The sequence below is a fragment of the Niallia circulans genome, from assembly GCF_003726095.1.
Lineage (GTDB): Bacteria > Bacillota > Bacilli > Bacillales > Cytobacillaceae > Niallia > Niallia circulans_A.
The window spans coordinates 3585564-3611329 of record NZ_CP026031.1; the positions used below are offsets into that span (position 1 = coordinate 3585564).

The following is a 25766-nucleotide window of genomic DNA, read 5'->3' on the forward strand; positions in this document are numbered from 1 at the left end:
AAGCAGACTAAGCAAAGGGTGCTGAAAAGTTGTATGATTAATTAAAATGGTCTACAATTATTCAATCAAACAAAATTACTTTTCGCTGAAATAATAGCCATTACATAGGAGGCGTAACAAATGAAGAAAGTACTAACTTTAGCAGGTTCTGACACAAGCGGTGGTGCAGGTATTCAAGCAGACTTAAAGACATTCCAAGAACTAGGTGTTTATGGTATGACTGCTTTAACAACGATTGTAACAATGGACCCTAAAAATCATTGGCACCATAACGTATTTCCACAGAATATTAATACAGTTAACGCACAATTAGAAACCGTGTTATCTGTGGGAATTGATGCTATGAAAACAGGAATGCTTGGATCTGTTGAAATCATTGAAGCAGCGGCAAAGCTAATTGATGAAAATAATATCAAAAATGTTGTGATTGATCCTGTCATGATTTGTAAGGGCGAAGATGAAGTTCTTCATCCAGAAACAGCTGATGCCCTACGTGAATTGCTTGTTCCAAGAGCAACTGTAGTAACACCAAACCTTTTTGAAGCTTGGCAGCTTGCACAAACTGATAAACCAATTAAAACAGTAGAGGATCTAAAAGAAGCGGCAGTTAAAATTCACGAACTTGGACCTAAATATGTTCTCATCAAAGGCGGCAGTAAGTTAGGACATGAAAAAGCAATTGATCTTCTGTACGATGGAAAAGAATTTACTCTCTTTGAGAGCGAACTAATAGATACAACGTATACTCATGGGGCAGGCTGCACAAACTCGGCTGCTATTACAGCTGAACTAGCTAAAGGTGCTACCGTAGAGGAAGCTGTTCAAACAGCAAAAGATTTTATTACAGCAGCTATCCGCAATGGTTTTAAATTAAACGAGTATGTAGGACCAACTATGCATGGAGCATATCGTAACGAAAAAGAAAAGCTCAGTGCAAAATAAAAACAGCAGTTCAATATATTCTCCTTTTGCCATGCTATTATAAAAGGAGAGTATGCCCTTACCATTTTTTATTATTTAAATAAACTATTAGCAAGGAGGGATATTCTGTGGAATTTGTACAACTGGAAAAAGTGCAAAACGAAATCGACCGTTTTAGTGGAAAGGAAATCTATATCCACTTAGAAACAACAAATGGCGCTTATGCCAACCATAATGATGAAACCTTCTTCAATTCAGGCGCCTATATCCGTAACGCCCAGCTAACTTATGAATATGGCAAAATTACAGGAAACGGCCCTTATCGAATTGGCTTAAAAACAGCAATAGGCTGGATTTATGCTGAAGGTATTACCCACTATGAAATTGACGATAAAAATAGATTATTATTGGCAGGCTTAGACTTTACTGGAAAATTAGCAGTAGCCTTAGAAATAAGCGAAACACCATTTGAATAAACAATTAATGGAACATACTTTTTTTCATTACATGAAAGGAGGAACTCAGATGGAAACAGAAAGACAAGTATTAGTTATTTTTCCTCACCCCGATGATGAAGCATTCGGCGTATCTGGAACCATTTCAAAATTTTTACACGAAGGAGTTCCAGTTACTTACGCTTGCTTAACCCTTGGACAAATGGGAAGAAACTTAGGAAACCCACCATTTGCAACAAGAGAATCCTTGCCAGAAATTCGCAGGAATGAATTAGAGGAAGCAGCAAGAGCAATGGGACTAGAAGATCTCCGTATGCTCGGCTATCGTGATAAAACAATCGAATTCCTAAAAGAGGAAATATTAGTCGATGAATTTACAGCATTACTAGATGAATTAAATCCTTCCTTAGTAATTACTTTTTATCCAGGTTATTCTGTGCATCCGGACCACGATGCTACAGGAGCAGCTGTTGTAAAAGCCATCGCAAAGAGAGAAGCTTCTAAACGACCAAAACTTTATTGTGTAGCGTTTTCCAAGAACACAGAGGAAGATCTTGGACAGCCAGATATTGAAATTGATGTGGAAAATTTTGCAGACCAGAAAATCAAAACGATTGCAGCCCATCTTTCTCAAACACAACAATATGTGGCAGTATTGCAAGAAGGAATAAAGAATCAGGATCCAGAAGTTTTAGCTCGACTATATACGGAAAAATATTGGACATATAAATTTTAATTTTTAAAAAAACAGGGAAAGTGATAGGGGCATACGTATTGCGAATATAAAAAGGTTTGTGGTAACATCTGCTTCTGCGAGAAAAGAGACGCCTTAGCCCCTTCTTTTTCCCTAGTACATTGTTTGTCTGTAGAGTAACAGAACGAATTGCTTTCGCCTCTTGGGTTTTTATTTACCTAAATACCCAAAGTTGTGAAAGCAATCGTTATTAAATCGCTATATTAGATATTGTTCATCTTTTCCCATTATCTATTTTGTTTTGTCCCTGTATGATTTTTATTAAAGAATAATCGCCTAAATTAAGCTTTCAGCCAAGCATTTGCAAGTAGAAGCGCTCCTTTTGCTGCCTCAGTGTGCGCCAATGCATTTAGCATAACAAAATCATGAATGATTCCACCAAAACGAACAGAGGTTACCTTTACTCCCGCTTCACGAAGTTTATTCGCATAAGCTTCTCCTTCATCTCTTAACACATCTGCCTCAGCTGTAATGATTAAAGCATCTGGTAGCCCAACTAATTGATCTTTTGTTGCTCTTAAAGGAGATGCTGTAATTTCTGCTCTTACTTTTGGATCAACAGTATATTGATCCCAGAACCATTGCATACCATCTCTTCTTAAAAAGTACCCTTCTGCAAATTGTTTATAAGAATCTGTTTCAAAGGATGCGTCTGTAACAGGGTAAAATAGTAGCTGTTTTTGAATAGCAGGACCTTTGCGTTCTTTTGCCATTAATGTGATAGCTGCGGACATATTTCCTCCCACACTGTCACCTGCTACAGAAATTTTATTAATATCAAAGGCATACTCTTCTCCTTTTGCTGCAATCCATTCTAACACCGTATATATTTCTTCAATCGCAACCGGATATCTTACTTCTGGAGAAAGGCTATAATTGGTGAATACCACGGCAGCGTTCGAACCTACTGCTAATTCACGAATTAGGCGATCATGTGTATGTGCATTACCGAATACCCATCCTGCACCATGTGTATATAAAATCACTGGCAATTTAGTTGTAGAGCTGTTCTCTGGACGAACAATTTTAATTGATACTTGATTGGTCGGTCCACCTTTAATAAAAAATTCGTTTTCTATCACTGGTAATTTATCTATTTCACTAGATTGCACTTCATCTACTGCTACTCTTCCTTCTGCTGGCTCCAACTCAAATAAATATGGGGGATCAGCTGTGTCTTCTGTAAATTTTTTAGCCGCTTCTTCTAATACAATTTCATTTTTGTTATTCATAGCAAATTACTCCTTTTTTAATTTTCTAAAATTTAATTGCGCACAACTTATTAGATTAAAATTTTTTGCTCCTATGTTTTCTGTTCCTTTACATAAAGAGTATAAGTAGTTAGTTTAATCTGCTGCCCGCAAATTAGGTTGTGCACAATTTAATTTCATGATAACTGTTTCCTCATTCAAAGTCAATTTATTTTTTATTAAAAATGCTGAGGAAAAGTCTTTTTCCTCAGCATTTCATCAAAAAGATATATTTTATAAATTTTCTACTCTTTCTTCTAATACTTCTTTCGCATTCTGCACATGATCATTATCTTCAGATTTCACCATTTTGACAAGAAACTTGCGCATAAGCAGCATTTTTAGTCCCTTAACATGTACAGTGCCTTCAAACTCTACTTGTGTACCTTCAGGAATTTCCGAAAAGCGATAAGCATAGTCAACCATCAGTCCATTGGAGCTACTTCTTCTAGTAAATGCCTTATTTTTATCAAATGTAAGATATTCTATTTCTGCATACACTCTATTTCCACGAACATTTCTTATTTCTTTATATTTTGTGCCAACGCCAATTGGCTCTTCTGTCAACTTCTCTGCCGATATTACTTTATTCATATACGCGGAAGCATTTGCCATGTCAGCAAAATACGCAAAAACCTCTTCAATGGGCTCACAAATAATAACACTTGCATGAAAATCAGCCATTTTCCACCTCAATAGGATCTATCTTTTTAGGTTTATCATTACTATTATAACGGATAAATGACTAATTGAATAATTGATTTCTAGTGGAAGAAATGGAATTTTTCTTTGCGGATTAAAACCTATAGAAGTTTACAAAGAAAGGTAGATGAACTTATCCATGTTCATCTACCTTTTTTGACTATATTATTCTTCTAATGCTTTTCTAATTGCTTGAGCAACTCCACTTTCTTCATTTGTTCCTGTCACAAAGTGGCATTGGCGTTGAATATCTTCCACCGCATTTCCCATTGCTACTGCTCTGCCGGCCATTTGAAACATGGAAACATCATTATAATTATCCCCAATTGCCATCGTGTCAGAAAGAGAAATGTCACGAGCTTTCACAAATTTCTCAAGCGCAATCCCTTTTTGGGCATCAACAGAAGTAATTTCTAAGTTCTCCTTACCGGAAGCACTGATTGCTGCTCCTTCAAGCTTAGTCAACTCTTCTCTAACATTACCTAAAACAATGGGATCAAAATGGAATGCTAATAATTTATAAATAACCTGGTCATCATCCTCAAATAATTCTTCATAACTATCTAATTGATGAATTTCCTTAAGTCGTTCCTCAGCCGCTTTTTTAATCTCTTCCATATCTTTCACATGGCCACTTACTGTAAAAATATCCATAATCAGTGATCTTGCTACTGTTTTATCAAGCGTATACGTCCCTCTATTAGTATAAACTTCATAATACACTTGATATTTATGTAAAATTTCAGCCATTTGTCTGGCTAGATCTTTACTTAATGGATTTGTATCGACGATAATATGCTCATTCGTTCTAATTTCTGCTCCATTTGCACAAATCATCGGTGTAATAATACCTGCCTCTTTTAAAAGGTCTCCTGCTTCTTCATAAGCACGACCAGTAGCAATTACTACCTCTACTCCTTTATCTTGTGCTTCTTTAATTGCTTCTCGATTTTCTTTCGTAATTTCTTGTGTGGATGTTAACAACGTCCCATCCATATCAATTGCTATGCATTTAATCATCTAAACACCCTCAATAATTTATTCAGCTTCATCAAAATTTTCTAATTCCTTTATCATCATAACATGAAAGAACAAGCAGCAAAAGGAAGAGAACTTTAAGAGATGCTTGTCTTTTTGTAAATTATTTATCTGCTTGCTTTATATGCAGGAGCACAGGTTAGGAATAGGAATGCCTTTACTTGCGGCTTTCCACTCTTTTCTTGCGGCGCTTCTTATCTAATACCTTCACTAACCCACTAATGAAATATCCCTGCTGTCCTCTTTCCCTTCTCAGCTTTCTTCCTAAACCATCTTCTATTTTGTCTTTTCTGTGAACGGATATGTGAACATTTTTCAAACAATGAGTGAACTTTACCGCAAACAGACGAAATTTCATTATGATATACCTATCATTTACCAAAAGGAGACGATCGGAAAAATCAACTTTGTTAAAAACCTTTTATATCAATGTTTATCGACTTTTTCCATCAATAAATTACATAGGATGAACATCAAGGAATAGCACTTTTAACAAGCTTTTTTATCCTACTACCTCAATTAAATCTAATTGAATTTCATCTTATGCAATGATTTTTATCGCTTTAGCGAACTGGAAGATTCACAAATCTGTTCAAAATACAAAAAAGGAGGAGAAATTCATGGATATGATTTTTCTATCGCGTTTACAATTTGCTTCAACGACCATATTCCACTTTTTATTCGTTCCCATTTCTATTGGTTTAGTATTTATTATCGCAATCATGGAATCTTTTTATGTGAAAACTGGGAATGAAGAATATAAAAAAATGGCAAAGTTTTGGGGCAAATTATTTTTAATCAATTTTGTTATTGGTATTGTTACAGGGATTCTTCAAGAATTCCAGTTTGGTATGAACTGGTCTAACTATTCTCGCTTTGTTGGTGATGTATTTGGGGCACCACTTGCGATTGAGGCATTGCTCGCTTTCTTTATGGAAAGCACCTTTATCGGACTTTGGATATTCGGCTGGGATCGTTTATCAAAAAAAGTACATTTAGCATGTATTTGGCTTACCGCATTTGGAACAACCATTTCCGCTTTCTGGATTTTAGCAGCAAACAGCTTTATGCAGCGCCCAGTTGGATTTGAGATTAATAATGGCCGCGCTGAAATGAATGATTTTTTTGCACTTATTACAAACGGCCAAGTTCTTGTTGAGTTCCCTCATACTGTATTTGGAGCACTAGCTACTGGCGCATTTTTAGTGTGTGGAATTAGTGCTGTTAAATTGCTAGGCAAAAAAGATGTGGATTTCTTTAAAAAATCTTTTCAAATCGGTATTACCGTTGCATTAAGTGCTACTTTTCTAACACTTGTTGCTGGTCATGCCCAAGCGCAATTTTTAGTAGAAACACAACCAATGAAAATGGCTGCTAGTGAAGGACTATGGGATGAAAGCGAAGATCCAGCACCATGGACCGTTTTTGCCAATATTGATGTTGAAAACAAACAAAATAGCGGAGAAGTAAAAATCCCTTATCTACTAAGCATCCTCTCTTACAACACATTAGATGGCAGCGTAAAAGGGATGAATGACCTGCAAGCAGAGTATGTGCAGAAATATGGGGATGGCAATTATATTCCTCCAGTTAAAACAACATTCTGGAGTTTCCGCATTATGGTTGCAGCAGGAGTAGCAATGATTCTCCTTGGGATATATGGCGTATTTCTGGCTTGGAAAAAGAAATTAGTTACTAAACCTAATAAATGGTTCTACCGTTTCATGGTAGCAGGAATTTCCCTGCCATTTATCGCTAATACCTCTGGATGGATTATGACAGAAATTGGCAGACAGCCATGGACCGTTTTTGGATTAATGACAACAGCAGATAGTATTTCCCCAAGTGTTTCAGCCGGGCAAGTATTATTCTCTATCATTGCCTTTTGTACCATCTACGCGATTCTAGGTGCTATCATGGTTTACTTATATGTAAAAGTTATTAAAAAAGGGCCATATTTGATGGAAAAAGAAGATACAAAAGTAACGAATGACCCGTTTGCGAAGGAGGGTTTCCATGCTTGAGTTAAATGTTCTTTGGTTTATCTTAGTCGCTGTTTTATTTATTGGATTCTTCTTTTTAGAAGGTTTTGATTTTGGGGTTGGAATGTCAACAAAGCTTTTAGCAAGAAATGATATGGAAAAACGAATACTCATTAATTCTATTGGTCCTTACTGGGATGCAAATGAAGTGTGGTTAATTACTGCAGGGGGCGCCATGTTCGCCGCTTTCCCTCATTGGTATGCTACGATGTTCAGCGGATTTTATACACCGCTTGTAGTTGTTTTATTAGCATTAATCGTTCGGGCAACAGGATTTGAATTCCGTGCAAAAGATAGCCACCCTGCATGGAAAAAGGCATGGGATCTTTGTATTTTCTTAGGAAGCTTTCTTCCACCTTTATTATTTGGCGTTGTTTTTGCTTGCTTTATGCAAGGACTGCCAATCGATAAAAATATGGAATTAAAAGCTGGCTTCTTTGATGTTGTAAACTACTATACATTAACAGGAGGGCTTACAGTATTAGTCCTTTGCCTTGTACACGGACTAGTATTTACTACCTTACGTACCGTTGGTGACTTACGAGAAAGAGCAAGAAATTTAGCACAAAAGCTTTTGCCTTTACTAGGTATCTTATTAACGTTATTTTCTGCATTAACCTATATTAAAACAGATATTTTCCAAGAACGCGGCTTAATCCTTTCCTTTATCTTCTCATTAGGGGTTATTGCTTTTGTCGTTGGCGGATTCTTTATCTCTCGAAAAATGGATGGATGGGCTTTCGGGATGACTGGTGCCGTTATCACCTTATCCTTTGCTTCCATTTTCATCGGCTTATTCCCTAGAGTAATGGTTAGCTCAATAAGTGATGCATTTAGTTTAACCATTCACAACGCAGCTTCCGGTCACTATTCTTTAAAAGTGATGACAATTGTAGCCCTAACGCTTCTGCCATTTGTTCTTGGCTATCAGATATGGAGCTATATTGTGTTCCGGAAACGTATTACTGAGAAGTCCCATTTAGAATACTAATGGATAAAAATCTTTTAAAACTTACTGGGATCAAGCCGATTCTCGCAACTATAGGAATATTAACCATTGTGGAAGGAGCTGCTATTATTCTGCAGGCCAAATGGCTTGCAGAAATAATAGCCTCTTTATATAACGGAGAGGCCTATCAAGAACAATATGTAAAGATCATATTGTTCTTATTAGCTTTTTTAGGGCGGCATTTTTTACACACTATCCAACAAAATATCGCTACCGCATTTGCTGAAAAAACGAGTAAAGAGCTTCGTCTTCAGTTAATGCAAAAATTATTTGAATTAGGTCCTAAGTTCACCAAGAAACAAGGAAGTGGAAACATTGCTACACTTGTCCTTGAAGGGATTAGCCAATATAAAACATATTTGGAGCTTTTTCTACCAAGAATGCTGGCTACCGGAATAGTTCCAGGCATGATTATTCTATATGTATATTGGAATGATTGGCTATCGGGTGTAATCTTAACAGTTACAACGCCGATTTTAATCGGATTTCTAATACTTGTGGGCATGGCAGCTAGCAGCCAAATGAATCGGCAGCTTGCCACCTACAAAATCTTATCTAATCACTTTTTGGATTCTTTAAGAGGACTAGAAACACTGAAGTTTCTAGGAAGAAGCAAACAGCATAGCGGAAATATCGAAAAAGTAAGTGAACAATATCGCGGGGCAACGATGAAAACATTACGATTAGCATTCTTATCCTCCTTTTCTTTAGACTTCTTTACCTCGCTTTCTGTTGCAGTGGTAGCAGTAAACTTAGGATTACGCTTAATAAACGGTGATTTAGTTTTATTACCTGCCTTAATGATTCTTATTTTAGCACCAGAATTTTTCCTGCCTGTTCGAATGGTCGGAGCTGATTATCACGCAACATTAGACGGAAAAGAAGCTGGGGATGCAATCCAAACGATTATCCAAACCCAAAAATCTACCAAAATGACAGGACAGTCTATTTCTTTAGGTAATAATCTTTTCTTAACGTTTGACCATGTTACCTTTCAGCATCATCCAAAGGAAAAGGCAACCTTAAAAAACCTTTCCTTTACGATTGATGGTTATAAAAAAATTGGTGTTGTCGGTGAAAGTGGCGCGGGGAAGTCTACGCTTATTGACCTCCTAAGCGGGTTTTCTCAGCATTGCGCGGGGAGTATTTCTGTAAATGGTGTTTCTTTACCTAGCCTTATGACAGAGGAATGGAGACAGCTGACTACGTATATCCCGCAAGCTCCTTATATATTTAGCATGACGTTACGAGAAAATATTGCCTTTTATCATCCAGATGCTACCGACGAGGAAATTATCCAAGCATTAAAAGCAACTGGGCTATACGACATTTACACCACTTTTCCTAATGGTCTAGATGAAATATTAGGAGATGGAGGAAGAAATTTAAGTGGCGGGCAGGAACAAAGAATTGCTTTGGCACGTGCATTCTTAACCAATCGAAAAATCATGCTGTTAGATGAGCCAACTTCCCATTTAGATATTGAAACGGAGTTTGAATTAAAAGAAATGATGCTTCCTTTATTTAATGAGAAATTAGTATTCCTGGCAACTCATCGTCTTCATTGGATGAAAGAGATGGATTCGATTATTGTCATGGATCAAGGCACCATCGTAGAAACAGGCACACATGAAGAGCTAGTCGCAGCAAAGGGCTTTTATTATAAGCTATTACAACAGTAAGGAGGATGACTCTAAAAATGAATGAAAACAAATGGATTTCTCCATTTCTGAAAGCAAATAGTGGCCGAATTGTCTTAATTCTTTTCTTGAGTGTCCTAGCTTTACTTACAGCTGCGATGCTTACCTTTACTTCTGGCTATCTTATTTCTAAATCAGCCATCCCAGTCGAAAATATATTAATGGTTTATGTACCAATTGTTGGCGTGAGAACCTTTGGTATTAGTCGGGCTGTTTTAAGCTATTTAGAAAAATTGGCTGGTCATCATACCGTTCTGCGCATTTTATCGAAAATGAGGATAAAGCTATATCAAATTTTAGAACCACAAGCTTTGTTTTTAAAAAGCAGATTTAAAGTTGGCGACATGCTCGGGATTCTTTCTGATGACATTGAGAAACTGCAAAATATATATTTACGGACCATTTTCCCTACCTTTGCAACCTCTGTTTTATATATTTTAGTGGTATGTGCTATTGGGATATTAGATATTCCTTTCGCCATTCTTATGGCCATTTATTTAGGCCTATTATTATTCGTCTTTCCTATTCTTTCTTTAGTGCTCATGCGCGAAAACCAAAGAGAATTTAAACAAAAAAGAAACGGGCTATATCAAAAATTAACGGATAGTATTTTAGGTATTAGCGACTGGGTTATCAGCGGTCGGTCGAAAAGCTTTATAGAGGAATATGAAAAAGAGGAAGCGATTGTTGCGCAAATCAATTATAAACTTGTTCAATTTACTCGGTGGCGCAACTTTGCTTCCCAAGCAGTTGCGGCATTGATTATCCTTTCTCTCGTTTTCTGGTCTAGTAAGCAATATATCGGTGGCGCTATTCCTGTTACATTAATTGCTGCTATTATTCTAGTTGCCTTGCCAATCTTGGACGCTTTTCTAGTCGTTTCTGATGCATTTGAAAAACTGCCAGCCTATCAAGACTCGCTAGCTAGACTTAACAAACTAAATGTTCCTGAACAAAAAAACGAAAGAGTTCGTCCGATCTTGGACACCGATATAGTCAATATTCAAGTTGATCAAATTTCTTATCAGTATGAGAAAGAACAAACTTTATCCCTATCTAATGTAAGTTTAGATATTCCACAGGGGAAAAAGATTGCCATTATCGGTAGAAGCGGTGCTGGTAAATCAACCTTACTGAAATTGATTCAAGGAGTAATCCAGCCAACAACAGGAAGAGTCACTTATAATGGAGAGACATCTGCTTCGTTTCATGCAGAGACTTCTTCGATTATATCTGTGCTCAATCAAACACCTCACCTCTTTGCAACAACCTTACGAAATAATATTTTACTAGGGGTAGAAGAAGCATCCGATGAAGAACTAATAAAAGCGATTAAAGCGGCTCAATTAGAGGAGTTAATTTCCTCCTTGCCAAATGGGTTGGATACTTTTATGGAGGAAACTGGCCAACGTTTTTCTGGCGGAGAGAGACAAAGAGTAGCACTAGCCAGAATATTGCTCCAAAAGACTCCTATTGTTATTATGGATGAACCAAATGCCAGTCTTGACCCAAAAACAGAAAAAGCATTGCTTAAAACAATCTTTACAACATTGGAAGGAAAAACAATCATCTGGATTACCCATCATCTTGTAGGTGTAGAAGAGATGGATGAAATTATCTTTATGGATCAAGGAGAGATCGTTCTGAGAGGAAGCCATCAAGAACTGCTAGCTACAAGCAGCCGCTACCAGCAATTATATGCATTAGATCATCCAGAATGAATCCGGTAATAGGCGAGTCTTCATTAAAGAAGGCCGCCTTAATGTTTTATTTGTTTCGGTTCTTCCTCTGTTACCTTTTCACTCTTCGGTTTTCGCAAAAGAGCCTTTGAGGATACCTCTTTACTAAGACATGTTGAACGGCCTGCCCTGCTCTTAAAAATTTAATGAATTACATCTTCTACTCTTGCTTCTGTTACTTGGATTAAATTGTTAACTTCCATTTCAATTTGAACACCAATCTTCCCTCCACTAACAATAATTGAGGATTGTTTGTTCACACTCTCATCCAGGATTGTCTCATATTTTTTCTTCATGCCGATTGGCGAACAGCCACCCCGAATATAACCAGTTGTTTTTTGAATATCCTTTACGGCAATCATTTCTAGCTTTTTTGCATTGACTACTTTTGCTGCCTTTTTTAAATCAAGCTCTGCTTCAACAGGGATAACAAATACATAAATTCCATTCCCCGTATCTTTCACCACAAGTGTTTTATACACCATTTCGGTTTCTTTACCAATCTTACCCGCAACGGATATACCATCGATTTTTCCATCCTTATTTTCATAGGTATGTACACTGTAGGGAGTCTTTTCGGCATCCAAAATTCGCATTGCATTTGTTTTGGTAATAGCCATAGCTATATACACTTCCTTTCCTAACGCTGGTAAATTTTCTCTAATTAAACCATATCATATCGCCACCCAAAATGAGTATTAATTATTGCAGAACCAAAGCATCATATTCTTCATATAGTATGGAAAGTAGAAATCGACTTGCTGGGAGGAATAAAATGAAACCGACCTATCAAGATGCCCTTGCCTATTTCGGGGTGAGCGGTGCACATCCAGGTGGATTAACATTAACAAAGTTTTTATTGGAACAAGAAAAAATTACGAGCCATACAACATTACTTGATGGCGGCTGCGGCACAGGCCAAACATCAGCTTATATAAAAAAGAACTATCCTTGTGCTGTTACAAGTATTGATTATCATCCTACAATGGTGAAAAGAGCAAAAGAACGATTTAAAAAAGAAAAGCTGTCGATCCAATTAGTGCAAGGAAGCCTAGAGAAGATGCCCTTTCCTTCCAACAGCTTTGACATCATTTTAATAGAATCTGTACTAATTTTCACTAATTGCAAAAACTCCCTTGCCGAAATTAAAAGAGTACTCAAACCAGGCGGCATCCTACTATTGTTAGAAATGACGGCAGAAAGAAGTCTCCATGCAATAGAACAACAGAATATGTGTGAAGTATATGGCATTGAAAAGGTTTATACAGAAAAAGAATGGATATATTTAATGACGGAAGCTGGTTTTCCCAAAGTAGAAATAAAACTTGGGCACTCTGTTTTTTCCCATATGATGACGGGAATGGAAAAAGAAGATGAAGCAATTGATAGAACCGTACCAACGAATGTCCAATTAGAAGGTAAATTGATGGACCATTCCTATATTCTTTATACCTATGGTGATATAATCGGTTATCGAGTCTATAGAGCTAGTTTGTAAAAAAAGGAGGTTACTCAAAAAGATTAGCATCCATTTGAGTAACCTCCTTTTTTATTTTCAGCTGTCCTTTAGTAAAGCTTTATGAATCCATATAGCTGCTTGCGATCCTTCTCCCATTGCGATTGTAACCTGCTCCGAATGAGCCACAACATCACCCGCTGCCCAAACCCCATCTATATTGGTCATTTTCGTACGCGCATTTACGATTATATGATTATTTTCCATTATCTCGACCCCTAAAGGCACTGCCAAATCTGACTTTACTTTATTCCCGCCAAATGCAATAAAACTATGACTCGTCTCGAGCATCTTCCCATTTCCCAATACATACCCTTTGATTTGGGAATCATCTGCTAATACACGATCTATTCTCTCTGTAAAAACGGAAATTCCACTATCACTTAATTGTCTTCCCAGCTTTTCGCAAATAGCCTCCCCACCATGATTAATATACGTAATATCACTTGTCCAATACAACAAAGTAAGGGCCATATTTGCCCCGACACTTCCATTTCCAATCACTATTGTTTTTTTATCCTTTACTTCATATCCATCACAATCCGGGCATAAATAAACACTGATTCCAAGACAAGGATACAATTCTGTAAATGGAGGAATATTATCCATGACACCTGTTGCAAGCAAAATTTTCCGAGATTGAAACAAGCCTTTTGCCGTTGCTGCCGTAAAATGCCCCTCTTCCTTCTTTAAAGAAGTAACAGTACTCTTCAGAAACTCTACCCCAAGGTTTTCTGCCTGCTTCCTTCCTAAGCTCCGCAATTCTGAGCCGCTGATTCCATCAGGATATCCTAAAATATTATGATAGCTTTTACATATCGTAGATCGACCATCCTCTGCATCAATAATAAGCACATCATGATTATATCTTCCTAATTGAATCGCTGCCTGCAATCCTGCTATGCCACCGCCTATAATAATGCAATCAAGAACTTCGGCCATCTTTTTCCCTTCTTTCTTTTAGTCAATCCTGTTTCTTTAGTTTTTACGTGGAAACTATTCTTATTCTTCCAAAATACTGTCCGAAATGGGCAAAATTAAAAAATGGCTATGTATTACGGGATTCCCGAATACATAGCCATTTAATCCTATCTTATGAAGATACTACTTCTTCTTTAAAGAATTGCGGTAAGTGTTCTTTATGTGCTTCTAGCATTTCATCCAAAATTTGTTTTGCCACTTTGTCTGACGGCAACAACGGATTAATCGTCATAGCTAATAATGCTGTATGATAATTCCCGGTAACTGCCGCTTCTGCTGCCACTCTTTCAAAGGACTTAATTTGTTGAACAAGTCCGCGAACTGCAACAGGTAAATCGCCGATTGCAATCGGTTTTGGACCATCCTTTGTGATAATACTGCTAATTTCTACCGCTGATTCATCTGGAATGCTTGCAATAGCTCCATTATTTATTGTATTGACAGGCTGAATATCTCTTCTGTCATTGTACATAGAATCAATTAAGCTGCAAGCTGCATCACTATAATAAGCGCCACCTCTTTTTTCTAGCTGCGGCGGTTTTATGTCTAAGTTTTCATCCTTATAAAGTTCAAACAGCTCTTTTTCTAATTGCTGAACGACTTCAGCACGTGTACCTTGTTCTGCTGCTTCTTCCAGCTCATTTTGCAGCATTTCTGATTGCTTATAATAATAACGGTGATACCCACATGGAATAACTCCTAATGCTTTTATAAAGTCTGGCTCCCAGTCAATAGCAGCAATATTCCTCATCGTATCACTTTTATGCTTCGACATTTTCTCTAAAAATTCTGGTGTAATGTTCTCCCCATCTAAGTATACATTTAACCCGAATACCATATGGTTCAAGCCAGCAAAATCAACGTGTACACGACTAGATTCTACTTCTAATAGCTTAGCGATACCCATTTGGATAGAAATCGGTACATTACATAACCCGACAATCTTTTTCCAATTACTATGACGAAGAACAGCTTCTGTCACCATTCCAGCTGGGTTTGTAAAGTTAATGAGCCAAGCGTTTGGACAAAGCTCTTCCATATCCTTTACAATATCTAAAATGATAGGAATGGTTCTTAATCCTTTAAACAGTCCTCCTGGACCATTCGTTTCTTGTCCAATCACATTATACTTTAGAGGAATTCTTTCATCTTTTGCACGTGCAGCTAGTAAACCAACTCGAAATTGAGTTGTAACAAAATCAGCATCCTTAAGCGCTTCTCTTCGATCTAGAGTTAAGTGAATTTCAATTGGTAAACCTGCTTTCTTCACCATTCTCTTCGCTAGATTTCCAACAATATTAAGCTTTTCTTGTCCTTCAGGAATATCTACTAACCAAAGTTCCCGCACAGGTAATGAATCATATCGCTTAATAAATCCTTCCACTAATTCAGGTGTGTAGCTTGACCCACCGCCAATAGTAACAATTTTAATCCCTTTTCCCATAATAGATCGCCTTCCTTTTCCGTTTATTTCTGCAATCCCTTACAAAATTACCGATAAAAATCAAACGAATATCTCTTCACTTACAACCTTAACGTCTAACTAATCCCGAGTAAATAGGATGCTGGGAAATAGGTTTTTTTCACACATATTGGAACGTGTTCCAAAAGAAAAACATGCTGTTCCACAAGGAATACTGCCCCCTCTAAAAAAACAATAGAATTCCTTTGCTCTATTTGCTTATAAAAAAACTTGATAAAGAGCTTTTACCCTTTATCAAGTGACTTTTTCCGAGCGCTTGCCCGGAATATTAATTGATTAATTACTTCCGATAACATTAGACCCATTGCAATAGATCCTGAAATTAAGCAGACCTTTGCTGCTAAGCTTACCGCTACATAATAATTATTCTCGACAAAATTACGCATCGCATTATAAGCAGCTCCCCCCGGAACTAAAGGAATGATCCCAGCGACACTAAATATAATAACTGGTGATTTATATATTCGGGCGAACACTTGACTTATGACGGCGACAAGAAAAGAGCCAGACAAGGCCGCAATTACTTCATTTTGATGAAAATGAACAATTGTCCAATATGCCATCCATCCAATTGTCCCTGCAAATCCACATTGGATTAATAATTTCCGAGGAATATGAAAAATAATTCCAAAGCCAAACGTTGCAACAAAGCTAGTTATTGCCTGTGCTAAAAATTCATTCATTACTTATTCCTCTCCTTAAAAAATAAAAAATGCAACGGCGATCCCTGAACCAATTGCTGTAGCTGTTAAAAAAGCCTCTGCTCCTTTTGAAATACCAGATACTAAATGACCTGCTATTAGATCCCGCACTGCATTTGTAATAAGCAAACCTGGTACAAGCGGCATTACAGAGCCGATAATAATCTTATCCACCTCTTGTCCAAAGCCAATGGAAACAGAGAAAAATGCCACTAGCCCAATAACAAAGGCTGCCGATAACTCAGCAAAAAACTTTATTTGCAAAGCTTTGTGAAAATACAAGGAACACAAAAAGCCTAAACCACCAGCTAGCAAGGCAGGGATAAAATCTCCCCAAACTCCATTGAACATGATTAAAAAACAACCACTTGCAATGGCAGCTGCGATGACTTGAAAGGAATCCGAATACGTACATTTTTCATCTTCCACATCTTTCAATAAATGGTACGCTTCCTTCATACTTACTGTTCCTGTACTTATTTTACGAGAAATATCATTTACACGAGCTACCTTTTCTAAATTAGTTGTCCGCTCAATAATCCGATTTAATTTCGTCTTTGTCGGTTCTTCCCCTTCTAATGATAAAATAATGCCTGTTGGGGTAACAAAGCAGTCAGAATCGGTCACACCATAAGCAGTTGCAATTCTTGTCATCGTATCTTCTACTCGATGGGTCTCCGCTCCATTTTGCAGCATAATACTTCCTGCTAATATGCAGATCTCCATAATGTCATATGTTTTTTCCACTGATATATATGTCATACTATCTCTCCAACTAGAACAGTATAGGTACTCTCAAAATCATCCACAAGAAGTTTCATCTCATTAGTACTTTTAGCATTCTTTATTAGTCATTTAAAAAAGCTATTTTTATCATAAGCAACAAATTACAGTTTATATGAAATATGGCTATTTTATCAATAATTGAAGGGAAAATAAAATAGAGGAATTTTTATTAACAAAACAGAAGAGTGAAAAAAATTTTTTCCAAAATAAAAAGTCCATTATGACATCAAATGGACTAAAAAAATAACATATAGTGTTTTTTATTAATCGTTCTGAATGCCAAATCTCGCATTGATTTGACCACGGAGCATTTGCTTTTTGACTTTCCGCTCTTCTTCTTCCTTGTTTTTTTTCATAATCTCTTGTCTAATTTCATGTGTCCGAACTCCTTCTTCTCGTTTATTAGCAATCTCAATCAGTCTTTCTACATCAGAGAATGAATATTTTCTATTTCCTCTTTCTGGTCTCTCCGGAAAAATTAATTTTCGCTGTTCATAATATCGAATTTGTCTTTCCGTTAATCCAGTTAGTTCACTTACAACACCAATAGTAATGACCTTTCTTTTCTTATAGGACGGTTCATGATCCATTACATCTCACCTCATGAAGTAAAGTAGTATTCTCATTTATCCTAATTATAATACTTTTCAGATAAAACAGAACACCTTTTGTTATATTTCCTAACATAAAATTAAAAAATAGGTAAGATTTCCTTACATTTTTAATGATTTTTTCTTTACTTTTCGTTAAAATGCTAAATGTATAAACTATTTCTTATTTTCCAGCCAAGGAATAGGTAATAGGTATTATTTTTTGTAAATGGAGAGGAGCCTTCTTAGATGATAACCAAAGAAGCAGTCGATTTAGCTAAAAAGATTGTGGAACTTGATCTTTTGAGAGACGAAATTTGGGAACACTTAGCAGAAGTTGCGGGTGAACACGCCCATGAACTTCTTCGAATTGTTCAGAATAGCTAAACAAACTGTATAACCTTTACAATTCATGTTGTTATATAGAGGAATTCCCAATCAAAAACGATTGATGGATTCCTTTTTTGTTTATAAACAGTGACTCTATCATTCATTAACTTTCAAAGAAACAAATCATGTTACTTTATTGTTAATAAACTTAACATCATTTTATAAGAATTTACCTACAATCGCAAGTGATTGTCTATTTCTTTTAATAATCTAACAAAAAAACCATCCGTTAAGTCCCCAATAAAATGGGGAACTAACAGATGGTTGTGATCATTAAATACTAACATCTTTCTTTTTGAAAAACCAAAAAGTGATGATCATGATTATCGCATAGTAGATAAATAAGATACCTAGAGACATCGGCATGGTTATTGTTTCGATTATTTTATCTTTAAACAAGAAAACCGTTTGGTCTAAGTGTGGGAACACTAACAGTTTTAGCCAGGCATACTTTTCAGCTAACGATTGAATAAGTTGACCAATTGTTGAGGAAACAAACAATATAAATACCCCAACTCCCACTGCGATTGCTTGATTTTTGAATAATGTCGATAGCATAAAGGATAAAGTTAATACAAACAATAATCCCGGTAAATAATATAGGATGCTTTTCAAAAAGAACGGTCCACCACTTGCTACAATTTGGTCAACTGTCCCAAAAACAAGCACTTTATCTTCAAAATTTCCAACTCCGAAAAATACAATACTTACTAAATAGCCAACACCCATTAAGAACGCAATTAATATGGCAGTATATATCAATAAAGCAATATATTTAGATAGTAGGATTGCCCAACGCTTATATGGTCGAATCAACAATTGCTTAATGGTTCCATCTGAGAATTCCGAGGAAACGCTACCCGCACATATAATTACCACAAATAAAGTTACTAGAGATTTCATTCCAATAACTATTCCATTCATATTGGACCAAGTATTTGAATACGGACTGACGTCCTGCTTTAAATTATTTTGATAATCTTGGATTTTCGTTTCAATCGATTCTTTCGTATCATCCCAATCAAAATCTTTTCCACTTTTCATTAAAGTATCTTCTGTTTCAGCTGTAGGCAGTTTCTGTTCCAGTTCATTTATTTCTGCTTGTACTTTTGCACGCCAGTCATCTCCTTTATATTGGGGAGTTATCTTCGTTTCCAAGAAACTTCCGCCAATAAGGGCAAATAAGAGAATGATGGGAAATATCCAGCTGTTTTTCTTTTCCCAAATCTTTATAAGTTCATTTTGTACTAATCCAATCATTTTGTTTCCTCCTCTCTCTTCTGATTGGTTATTTCTAAGAAGCGATCCTCTAATGTAGCTTTTACAACATAAATGCCGTATACAGCAACATTGTTCTCGACAAACAATTTATTAACAAGAGGAATCGTTTCTTTAGGCAGCTTCGCCATCAACTCTCTGCCTTTCACGGAACTTTCCGCGACTTCATATTCACTATTACGAAGGAGTTCAACTGCTTTTTCGGGCGAGTCTAATTCAAACGTTACTTCCCTTACACTTACTTCTTCATCCGAAACTGTTTCGTCCATATTAGAAATATGAATTAATTTTCCCTTTTCAATAATCGCAAATCGATGACACATTAATTGCATTTCCGATAAAAGGTGAGAGGATACTAAAACAGAAATCCCTTCACTCGCTAATAAATGCAAATAATCACGAAATTCGCGAATCCCTTGGGGGTCTAAACCATTTGTAGGTTCATCTAGAATAAGAAGTGCTGGTTTATGTAATAACGCCTGAGCAACTCCAAGACGCTGCCTCATACCAAGCGAATAGGTCTTCACTTTTTGATGAATGGCATTTTCTAATCCTACTAGTTTAATAACTTCATTAAAGCGTTCTTCTGAAATTGGCTCCTTAGCCATTCTTGCATAATGCTTTAAATTCTTATATCCACTCATATATTTATAGAACTCAGGATTTTCTACAATCGCACCTAAGCTGCTCATCGCTTCTGAAAAATTATCATCCACATTATAGCTATCGATGATTACTTTTCCATTCGTTCTATTTATTAGGTTAACAATCATGCGGATAATCGTTGTTTTCCCCGCTCCGTTAGGACCTAATAATCCGAATATCTCCCCTTTTTCCACAGAAAAACTAACATTATCAACAATGTTTCTGCCTTTAATTCTCTTAGTGAGATTTGTGACCTCTAATGCATTTAAGCTCATTTTTTTCTCCCTTCTATATAATTGCTCTTAAGTAGTTCCGTCTACCCACAAGATGTATTCCTTCACTTTCCGTATACTAATACGGTTTTTTTTAGGAAAAGTTTCAATTAAATAAACTTTTTTGGAAATTTTTTTCTCCATACTGACAACACGCTGGCTGATTACATATTTTTTCTAGTGGGAGCAGACCAAATCCGCTATAACTCTTAGGAAAAATAAATAAAAAACCGCTCGCCTTTGATTTATTCAGAGGGAACGGCTATGGATATTCCTATAGAACTTGTATGTTTAAACAGTGGTTGTAGATAAATTGTTAATAAGTTCTTGAACTGATTTATACTCATAACCAAGATCTTTTGCTACTGGAGCAGAGGTGATTTTTCCAGCAAAAGTATTTACACCTTGTTTAATAGCGTAATTCGTTTCAATTGCCGCTACTGCGCCTAGATTAGCAATTTGAAGTGCATATGGCATTGTTACATTTGTTAAGGCAATCGTAGATGTTCTCGGAACAGCACCAGGCATATTTGCTACAGCATAATGCACAACTCCATGCTTCACATAGGTAGGATTATCATGGGTAGTGATATGATCTACTGTTTCAAAAATCCCGCCTTGATCAATTGCCACATCCACAATAACAGAACCTGGAGCCATCTTCTTCACCATCGCTTCTGTTACTAGCTTCGGTGCCTTTGCACCTGGAATTAATACAGCACCAATCACCAAATCTGCATTCACCACAGCTTCTTCAATGTTTACTGGGTTAGAAATAACAGTACTTAGGCTTGCACCAAATTGATTATCTAACTCTCTTAATCTTTCTGGATTTAAGTCTAACAGCGTTACATTCGCCCCTAAGCCAATGGCAATTTTCGCTGCATTCATTCCCACAACTCCACCGCCAATGATGGTTACATTCCCTTTTTTGACACCAGGGACACCTGCTAATAAGATTCCCTTTCCTCCATGAGGCTTTTCTAAGAACTGAGCACCAATTTGAACAGCCATTCTTCCTGCAACCTCACTCATTGGTGTCAATAATGGTAATTTACCATTTACTTCAATTGTTTCATAAGCGATTCCAGTCACACCATTCTCTGTTAACGCCTTTGCTAGTTCCTGTTCTGCCGCTAAATGTAAGTACGTAAATAAAATAAGTCCTTTACGGAAATATTGGTATTCTGAAGCGAGCGGTTCTTTTACTTTTATAATCATTTCTGCTGTATTCCATACTCGAGCAGCTGAGTCGATTATCTGCGCACCCGCCGCCGTATATTCTTCATCTGTAAAGCCACTGCCGATTCCTGCATTTTGTTCTACTAAAATTTCGTGACCGCCATTCTTTAAATAAGACACACCGGAAGGAGTAATTGCGACCCTATTTTCATTGTTTTTAATTTCCTTTGGGATACCAATAATCATGAGAATTCCCCCTTGTGATAAAAACTAACATTAATTGTTAGTTGTGTTAATATTATAATAGGACGAATTCAGAAAATTATCTTTGTTAAAATTAATGAAACAAAAATCGCTCATTTGTGAAAAAACACAAAGGGAAAAGAGGAAAGGTTTCTAATCCTATTTCTATTCTTTCTGCCAATGCATTAATTTTAAATCTAAGTAGATCATAAATTTTTGACTAGGAACCGACAAATCCACTTCCATGATTTCTACCATCCGCTTTAAACGATAAGTAAGCGTATTAGGATGGATGTGCAAACGCGCAGCTGTCTTTTGAATATTTTCACTTTCATCTAAGTAAGCCTCTAGTGTTGCTAATAATTCTGTATGATGGGTTGAATCATATTTTTTTAGATTTCGAATGGCAACATTTTCCGATCCATCTTGTCTTCGTTTTTCTAAAAGGATATCTAAAAACTGATAGATACCTAACTCTTGGTAGTGAACGAATGCCCCTGCTTCCTGAGGGAATTTCTCACGTACCTCTAAAACAGTCCTCGCTTCTCTGAAACTCTTTGGTATATCTCGATGCTGTTTGTAAATCCCTCCAAAGGAACCCCTTACTTCTTTAATAGAAAATCTTTCTTCTAGGTTTTGTTGAAAACTTTTAATGAATTTTTTATAACAAGCAATAGAGTCCCCGTTATCCTCAAGGGGAGTTGCCAAAATAATTAATTCGTTATCTTCAATAGTGGAGAAAGAAATTTTTACATCTTGGGATACCTTCAATAGATAGAGGATATGCTTTTCTATTTCCTTTGTAATCATTTTAGAAAACGGAAAAATCATCACCGTAAAGCAAGCTGCTGCAGACATTCCCATTTCCTTTAATTTTTCGTCTATATCTGTCTCTTTCACATACCCAGTTAACATTCTCCAAAAAAATTCTTGATTGTCCTGTAAAGTAGGAGTTTTGCTTGTAGCAAAGCGTGACAATAAATGACGCGCTACTGATGCCGCGTTCTCTAAAAACCCCATCTTTTCTTCTGTTAGAGAGGTACCCATTTCAATGGCCCAAATATATCCGATTACCTCCTCCCCTCTCCAAATGGAAACTGCCACCCGATTTCCAAGGCCGATTTCCTTTTTCTCTTTAATTCGAATTGGCTTTTTACTTTGAAGAAGCTGCGGAATCACCCCATCCTTCCATAAACGATTGATTACCCTCTCCGGAACCCTGCGGCTAATTATGGTAGAGATTCTGACCATATCCGTTTCTTCGTCATGACTGCTGTATACTAGCACACGATGATGAGGATCCTCCAACGTAATCGGACATCCTAATAATTCACTAACATGATCTACAAAACTTTCAAGGGAATCATACATATCCCTTCTAAACGGGTTTCGCGGCTCAGCTGTCATCCATCTACTCCTCTCCAAAACGCTTACTAAAATCGTTCAATCTTGTTATATCTTTATTTTATCTCGTTTATAACGCTTTCAACAATAAGAATCTTTAGAAGATTATATTCTTTCGGCCAAAACGGTATCACTTCTCGTTTGCTTGTTCTCGCCAGTAAAACCTAAGATGGGTTGGTTCCCTTTTACCTTTTCTTCAACAAAAAACCTTTCAAAAGAATTTACTCCTTTGAAAGGTCTGTCACGCAGGATTAAATCAGCCGTTTTTTAGGCTTGCTTCCATTAATATCCTTGTTTCTTTTATCCTTTGCATATTATAGGATGATTCCTGCATTAATGTCTCATCTATATAAGCAGGATGGGTCATTACTTCAATGCTTGTTCCAGGTTTCACACGCTCTCCTAATTTTTCAAAATAATTCTCTGTAATTCCCTCACCATAGAAATCATCAAGAAAAACATCTGTTAATGTTGGAATATCCGTAAAATGAGTGCCTCCATTTCTTACAGGTAATTTATATTTTTCCGAAAGCTTTTTAATTACCGGATAAAATTCTTTTATTCCATGCATATGATGATGACTATCTAAATGGGAAGGGGCAAGGCCGGCATTTAAGCACTTTTCAATTTGTGCGGTCCATTCTCTTTCTAAATCATCTAAGCTTATAGATTCTGGATCGCCATATACAAAAGGCTGCTTTTTAAAATTACCAGACTCATCTACAAGTGTTGGAACATCATGTAAAAGTGGCCTTCCCCATGTTAATACAAGATGGACACCAACTTTTAAAGAAGGTGTCTCCTTTGCTAAAGTGATGGCATGCTTTGTTGCTGTTGCATTCATCATCATGGTTGCGGAAGTAACAATTCCCTTAAGATGGGAATCAACAATTCCATAATTAACTCCTCGGCTAAAACCAAAATCATCTGCATTAATGATTATTTTTGTCATGGATTCGTCTCCTTTTAAAGCTAGTCACATTCAGCATAACTCCGCTTTTTACATACGAATACTTTCCTTTTCCGTGAAAAACTGTGGTAAATATTCCTTATGTGCTTCAAGCATCTCATCTAGGATCAGTTTAGCAATTCGATCGCTTGGGACAAGGGGATTAATGGTCATAGCAAGCAATGCCTTATCATAGTCACCGGAAATAGCTGCTTCTATCGCTACCCTTTCAAAGGACTTGATTTGGGTTACTAATCCTTGAACTGCTACTGGAAGTTCTCCCACTGTTATTGGCTTGGGACCATCCTTTGTAATTATACAGCTTACTTCTACCGCTGATTCATATGGAATTCCTGTAATGGCACCATGATTAGCAGTATTCACCGCTTGAATATCACATTTATCTGTATAAATGGAGCAAATTAAACGTACAGCAGCGTCACTATAGTAAGCTCCTCCGCGCTTTTCTAACTGAGGAGGCTTAATCGCTAATTCTGGATCTTTATATAATTCAAACAAACCCTCTTCTAACTTCTGTACAACCTCTGCTCGCGTTTCCCCCTTTTCTGCTTCCTTTAATTCCTGAGCGAGCACATCTCCTGTTTTATAATAATAGTTGTGATAAGGGCAAGGAAATAAATTCAATCCTCTTAAAAACGAAGGTTCCCAGCCCATCGCGTGAATATTTTGCATCGTAATAGCCTTTTTCGGATCTGTGATTAACTTAATGACCTGTTCCTTTACACTTTTACCATCTATATAAACGTCTAGCCCGTAAACCATATGATTTAACCCTGCAAAATCAATTCTCACTCTGGCAGGATCAACTGCTAGTAAATCAGCAACCCCCCGTTCCATCCCGATTGGCACATTACACAAGCCAGCAACTTTTGTGATACGACTGTGGCGAAGAACTGCTTCTGTTACCATTCCAGCTGGATTTGTAAAATTTATGAGCCAGGCATTCGGACAAAGCTCCTCCATTTCTTTCGCTATTTCCAAAATAACCGGAATAGTTCGAAAAGCTTTAAATAACCCCCCAGGTCCATTTGTTTCCTGTCCGATGACTCCATACTTCAAAGGGATTTTTTCATCAAGTGCTCTTGCAGCGAGCTGACCGACTCGTAATTGTGTTGTAACAAAATCCGCTCCCTCCAGAGCCTTTTTTCGATCCAGCGTAAGGAAAATATCAATAGAAACTCCCGCTTTCTTTACCATTCTACGCGCAAGCTCCCCAACAATTTCTAACTTTTCCTTTCCTTCCTCAATATCTACCAGCCAAATTTCTTTAACTGGTAACTCGTTATGATATTTAATAAAGCCTTCTATTAGTTCCGGTGTATAGCTTGAGCCACCTCCAATAGTTACAATTTTTAAACCGCGACTCATTCTACCGACCCCTTTCTCGTTGTCTGTTGCATACACTCCTGCCGTAAATCAATTATTTCAACCGCAAGATCCTTCAATGTCATTGCATTCATTAAGTGATCCTGTGCATGAATAAGAATAATCGGAATCATAAATTGATCTCCGCCGGCTTCAAGATGGAGTAATTTGGTCTGGATTTTATGAGCCTCCGATAGTTCTGCTTCCGACTCTGTTATCTTCTTTTTGGCTTCAGCAAAATCCTTTTTTTTCGCGTCTTGAATTGCTTCCATCGCAAAGCTTCTCGCATTTCCACTATGTAATATCAGCTGAAAGGAGAGTTGGTATAATTCTTCCTTATTCATGTTTGC

General features: G+C 36.9%; 26 protein-coding genes. 9 read left to right on the forward strand and 17 right to left on the reverse strand.

What is annotated here, in order from left to right; genetic code table 11:
* Window positions 1-120: 120 nt before the first annotated feature.
* From pdxK to bshB2, 3 genes are all read left to right on the forward strand, one after another.
* On the forward strand, window positions 121-942 hold the full coding sequence (pdxK, locus tag C2I06_RS17165; RefSeq protein WP_123258508.1) for a pyridoxine/pyridoxal/pyridoxamine kinase: 822 nt from the start codon (window positions 121-123) through the stop codon (window positions 940-942).
* A gap of 107 nt (window positions 943-1049) precedes the next feature.
* On the forward strand, window positions 1050-1397 hold the full coding sequence (locus C2I06_RS17170; RefSeq protein WP_095329509.1) for a YojF family protein: 348 nt from the start codon (window positions 1050-1052) through the stop codon (window positions 1395-1397).
* 49 nt (window positions 1398-1446) lie between these two features.
* Window positions 1447-2112 (forward strand): bacillithiol biosynthesis deacetylase BshB2, encoded by a 666-nt coding sequence (gene bshB2, locus C2I06_RS17175; RefSeq protein ID WP_095329508.1) that lies wholly within the window; start codon window positions 1447-1449, stop codon window positions 2110-2112.
* Between the two features lie 299 nt (window positions 2113-2411).
* On the opposite strand, the gene C2I06_RS17180 is transcribed toward bshB2, so the two are convergent.
* The 4 genes from C2I06_RS17180 to C2I06_RS25140 form a co-directional block, all read right to left on the reverse strand.
* A complete protein-coding gene (locus C2I06_RS17180) occupies window positions 2412-3362 on the reverse strand; it encodes an alpha/beta hydrolase (protein ID WP_123258509.1) in 951 nt (316 codons plus the stop codon).
* A 252-nt stretch (window positions 3363-3614) separates the two neighbouring features.
* On the reverse strand, window positions 3615-4064 hold the full coding sequence (locus C2I06_RS17185; protein WP_095329506.1) for an SRPBCC family protein: 450 nt from the start codon (window positions 4062-4064) through the stop codon (window positions 3615-3617).
* 183 nt (window positions 4065-4247) lie between these two features.
* The gene (locus C2I06_RS17190; protein WP_095329505.1) at window positions 4248-5102 is read right to left on the reverse strand and encodes a Cof-type HAD-IIB family hydrolase; all 855 of its coding nucleotides are present in this window, start codon (window positions 5100-5102) and stop codon (window positions 4248-4250) included.
* 175 nt (window positions 5103-5277) lie between these two features.
* On the reverse strand, window positions 5278-5478 hold the full coding sequence (locus C2I06_RS25140) for a hypothetical protein (protein ID WP_141231332.1): 201 nt from the start codon (window positions 5476-5478) through the stop codon (window positions 5278-5280).
* Between the two features lie 262 nt (window positions 5479-5740).
* On the opposite strand from C2I06_RS25140, the gene C2I06_RS17195 reads away from it, so the two are divergent.
* From C2I06_RS17195 to cydC, 4 genes are read left to right on the forward strand one after another with little or no spacing between them, the layout of a single operon-like run.
* Window positions 5741-7144 carry a cytochrome ubiquinol oxidase subunit I gene (locus C2I06_RS17195; RefSeq protein ID WP_123258510.1) on the forward strand — a complete coding sequence of 468 codons (1404 nt, stop codon included), beginning with the start codon at window positions 5741-5743 and terminating at the stop codon, window positions 7142-7144.
* Window positions 7137-8153, forward strand: a complete 1017-nt coding sequence (gene cydB, locus C2I06_RS17200) for a cytochrome d ubiquinol oxidase subunit II (RefSeq protein WP_123258511.1) — start codon at window positions 7137-7139, stop codon at window positions 8151-8153. Before C2I06_RS17195 ends, cydB begins: the two co-directional genes overlap by 8 nt.
* Window positions 8153-9853: a thiol reductant ABC exporter subunit CydD gene (gene cydD, locus C2I06_RS17205; RefSeq protein ID WP_123258512.1), complete on the forward strand. Its 1701-nt coding sequence runs from the start codon at window positions 8153-8155 to the stop codon at window positions 9851-9853. The genes cydB and cydD overlap by 1 nt, the downstream gene beginning before the upstream one ends.
* A gap of 17 nt (window positions 9854-9870) precedes the next feature.
* The gene (cydC, locus tag C2I06_RS17210; RefSeq protein ID WP_123258513.1) at window positions 9871-11592 is read left to right on the forward strand and encodes a thiol reductant ABC exporter subunit CydC; all 1722 of its coding nucleotides are present in this window, start codon (window positions 9871-9873) and stop codon (window positions 11590-11592) included.
* A 161-nt stretch (window positions 11593-11753) separates the two neighbouring features.
* Here cydC and ybaK read toward each other — a convergent pair whose 3' ends face one another.
* Window positions 11754-12230 carry a Cys-tRNA(Pro) deacylase gene (gene ybaK, locus C2I06_RS17215; protein ID WP_123258514.1) on the reverse strand — a complete coding sequence of 159 codons (477 nt, stop codon included), beginning with the start codon at window positions 12228-12230 and terminating at the stop codon, window positions 11754-11756.
* Between the two features lie 155 nt (window positions 12231-12385).
* Between ybaK and C2I06_RS17220 the strand changes: the two genes are divergently transcribed.
* Entirely contained in the window at window positions 12386-13108 is a 723-nt protein-coding gene (locus C2I06_RS17220; RefSeq protein WP_163185134.1) for a class I SAM-dependent methyltransferase, read from the forward strand.
* Window positions 13109-13165: 57 nt separating this feature from the next.
* Here C2I06_RS17220 and C2I06_RS17225 read toward each other — a convergent pair whose 3' ends face one another.
* The 5 genes from C2I06_RS17225 to C2I06_RS17245 form a co-directional block, all read right to left on the reverse strand.
* Window positions 13166-14068, reverse strand: coding sequence for an NAD(P)/FAD-dependent oxidoreductase (locus C2I06_RS17225; protein WP_095329498.1), 903 nt, complete (start codon window positions 14066-14068; stop codon window positions 13166-13168).
* A 151-nt stretch (window positions 14069-14219) separates the two neighbouring features.
* Window positions 14220-15551, reverse strand: coding sequence for a 6-phospho-beta-glucosidase (locus C2I06_RS17230; protein WP_095329497.1), 1332 nt, complete (start codon window positions 15549-15551; stop codon window positions 14220-14222).
* 263 nt (window positions 15552-15814) lie between these two features.
* Entirely contained in the window at window positions 15815-16273 is a 459-nt protein-coding gene (locus C2I06_RS17235) for a threonine/serine exporter family protein (protein ID WP_123258515.1), read from the reverse strand.
* 15 nt (window positions 16274-16288) lie between these two features.
* Complete coding sequence (locus C2I06_RS17240; RefSeq protein ID WP_095329495.1) at window positions 16289-17053, reverse strand: threonine/serine exporter family protein; 765 nt, start codon at window positions 17051-17053, stop codon at window positions 16289-16291.
* A 287-nt stretch (window positions 17054-17340) separates the two neighbouring features.
* A complete protein-coding gene (locus C2I06_RS17245; RefSeq protein WP_047940823.1) occupies window positions 17341-17667 on the reverse strand; it encodes a MerR family transcriptional regulator in 327 nt (108 codons plus the stop codon).
* A 249-nt stretch (window positions 17668-17916) separates the two neighbouring features.
* Between C2I06_RS17245 and C2I06_RS25145 the strand changes: the two genes are divergently transcribed.
* Complete coding sequence (locus tag C2I06_RS25145) at window positions 17917-18054, forward strand: hypothetical protein (RefSeq protein WP_162837571.1); 138 nt, start codon at window positions 17917-17919, stop codon at window positions 18052-18054.
* 276 nt (window positions 18055-18330) lie between these two features.
* On the opposite strand, the gene C2I06_RS17250 is transcribed toward C2I06_RS25145, so the two are convergent.
* The 7 genes from C2I06_RS17250 to C2I06_RS17280 form a co-directional block, all read right to left on the reverse strand.
* Window positions 18331-19317, reverse strand: a complete 987-nt coding sequence (locus C2I06_RS17250; RefSeq protein ID WP_095329494.1) for an ABC transporter permease — start codon at window positions 19315-19317, stop codon at window positions 18331-18333.
* Complete coding sequence (locus C2I06_RS17255) at window positions 19314-20255, reverse strand: ABC transporter ATP-binding protein (protein WP_095329493.1); 942 nt, start codon at window positions 20253-20255, stop codon at window positions 19314-19316. Before C2I06_RS17255 ends, C2I06_RS17250 begins: the two co-directional genes overlap by 4 nt.
* Window positions 20256-20543: 288 nt before the next feature.
* Entirely contained in the window at window positions 20544-21680 is a 1137-nt protein-coding gene (ald, locus tag C2I06_RS17260; protein ID WP_123258516.1) for an alanine dehydrogenase, read from the reverse strand.
* Window positions 21681-21842: 162 nt separating this feature from the next.
* Window positions 21843-23084 (reverse strand): PucR family transcriptional regulator, encoded by a 1242-nt coding sequence (locus tag C2I06_RS17265; RefSeq protein WP_095329491.1) that lies wholly within the window; start codon window positions 23082-23084, stop codon window positions 21843-21845.
* A 253-nt stretch (window positions 23085-23337) separates the two neighbouring features.
* On the reverse strand, window positions 23338-24033 hold the full coding sequence (gene chbG, locus C2I06_RS17270) for a chitin disaccharide deacetylase (RefSeq protein ID WP_095329490.1): 696 nt from the start codon (window positions 24031-24033) through the stop codon (window positions 23338-23340).
* Window positions 24034-24081: 48 nt separating this feature from the next.
* On the reverse strand, window positions 24082-25419 hold the full coding sequence (locus C2I06_RS17275; RefSeq protein WP_123258517.1) for a 6-phospho-beta-glucosidase: 1338 nt from the start codon (window positions 25417-25419) through the stop codon (window positions 24082-24084).
* The gene (locus tag C2I06_RS17280; RefSeq protein WP_047940829.1) at window positions 25416-25760 is read right to left on the reverse strand and encodes a PTS sugar transporter subunit IIA; all 345 of its coding nucleotides are present in this window, start codon (window positions 25758-25760) and stop codon (window positions 25416-25418) included. Before C2I06_RS17280 ends, C2I06_RS17275 begins: the two co-directional genes overlap by 4 nt.
* Between the last annotated feature and the right edge of the window lie 6 nt (window positions 25761-25766).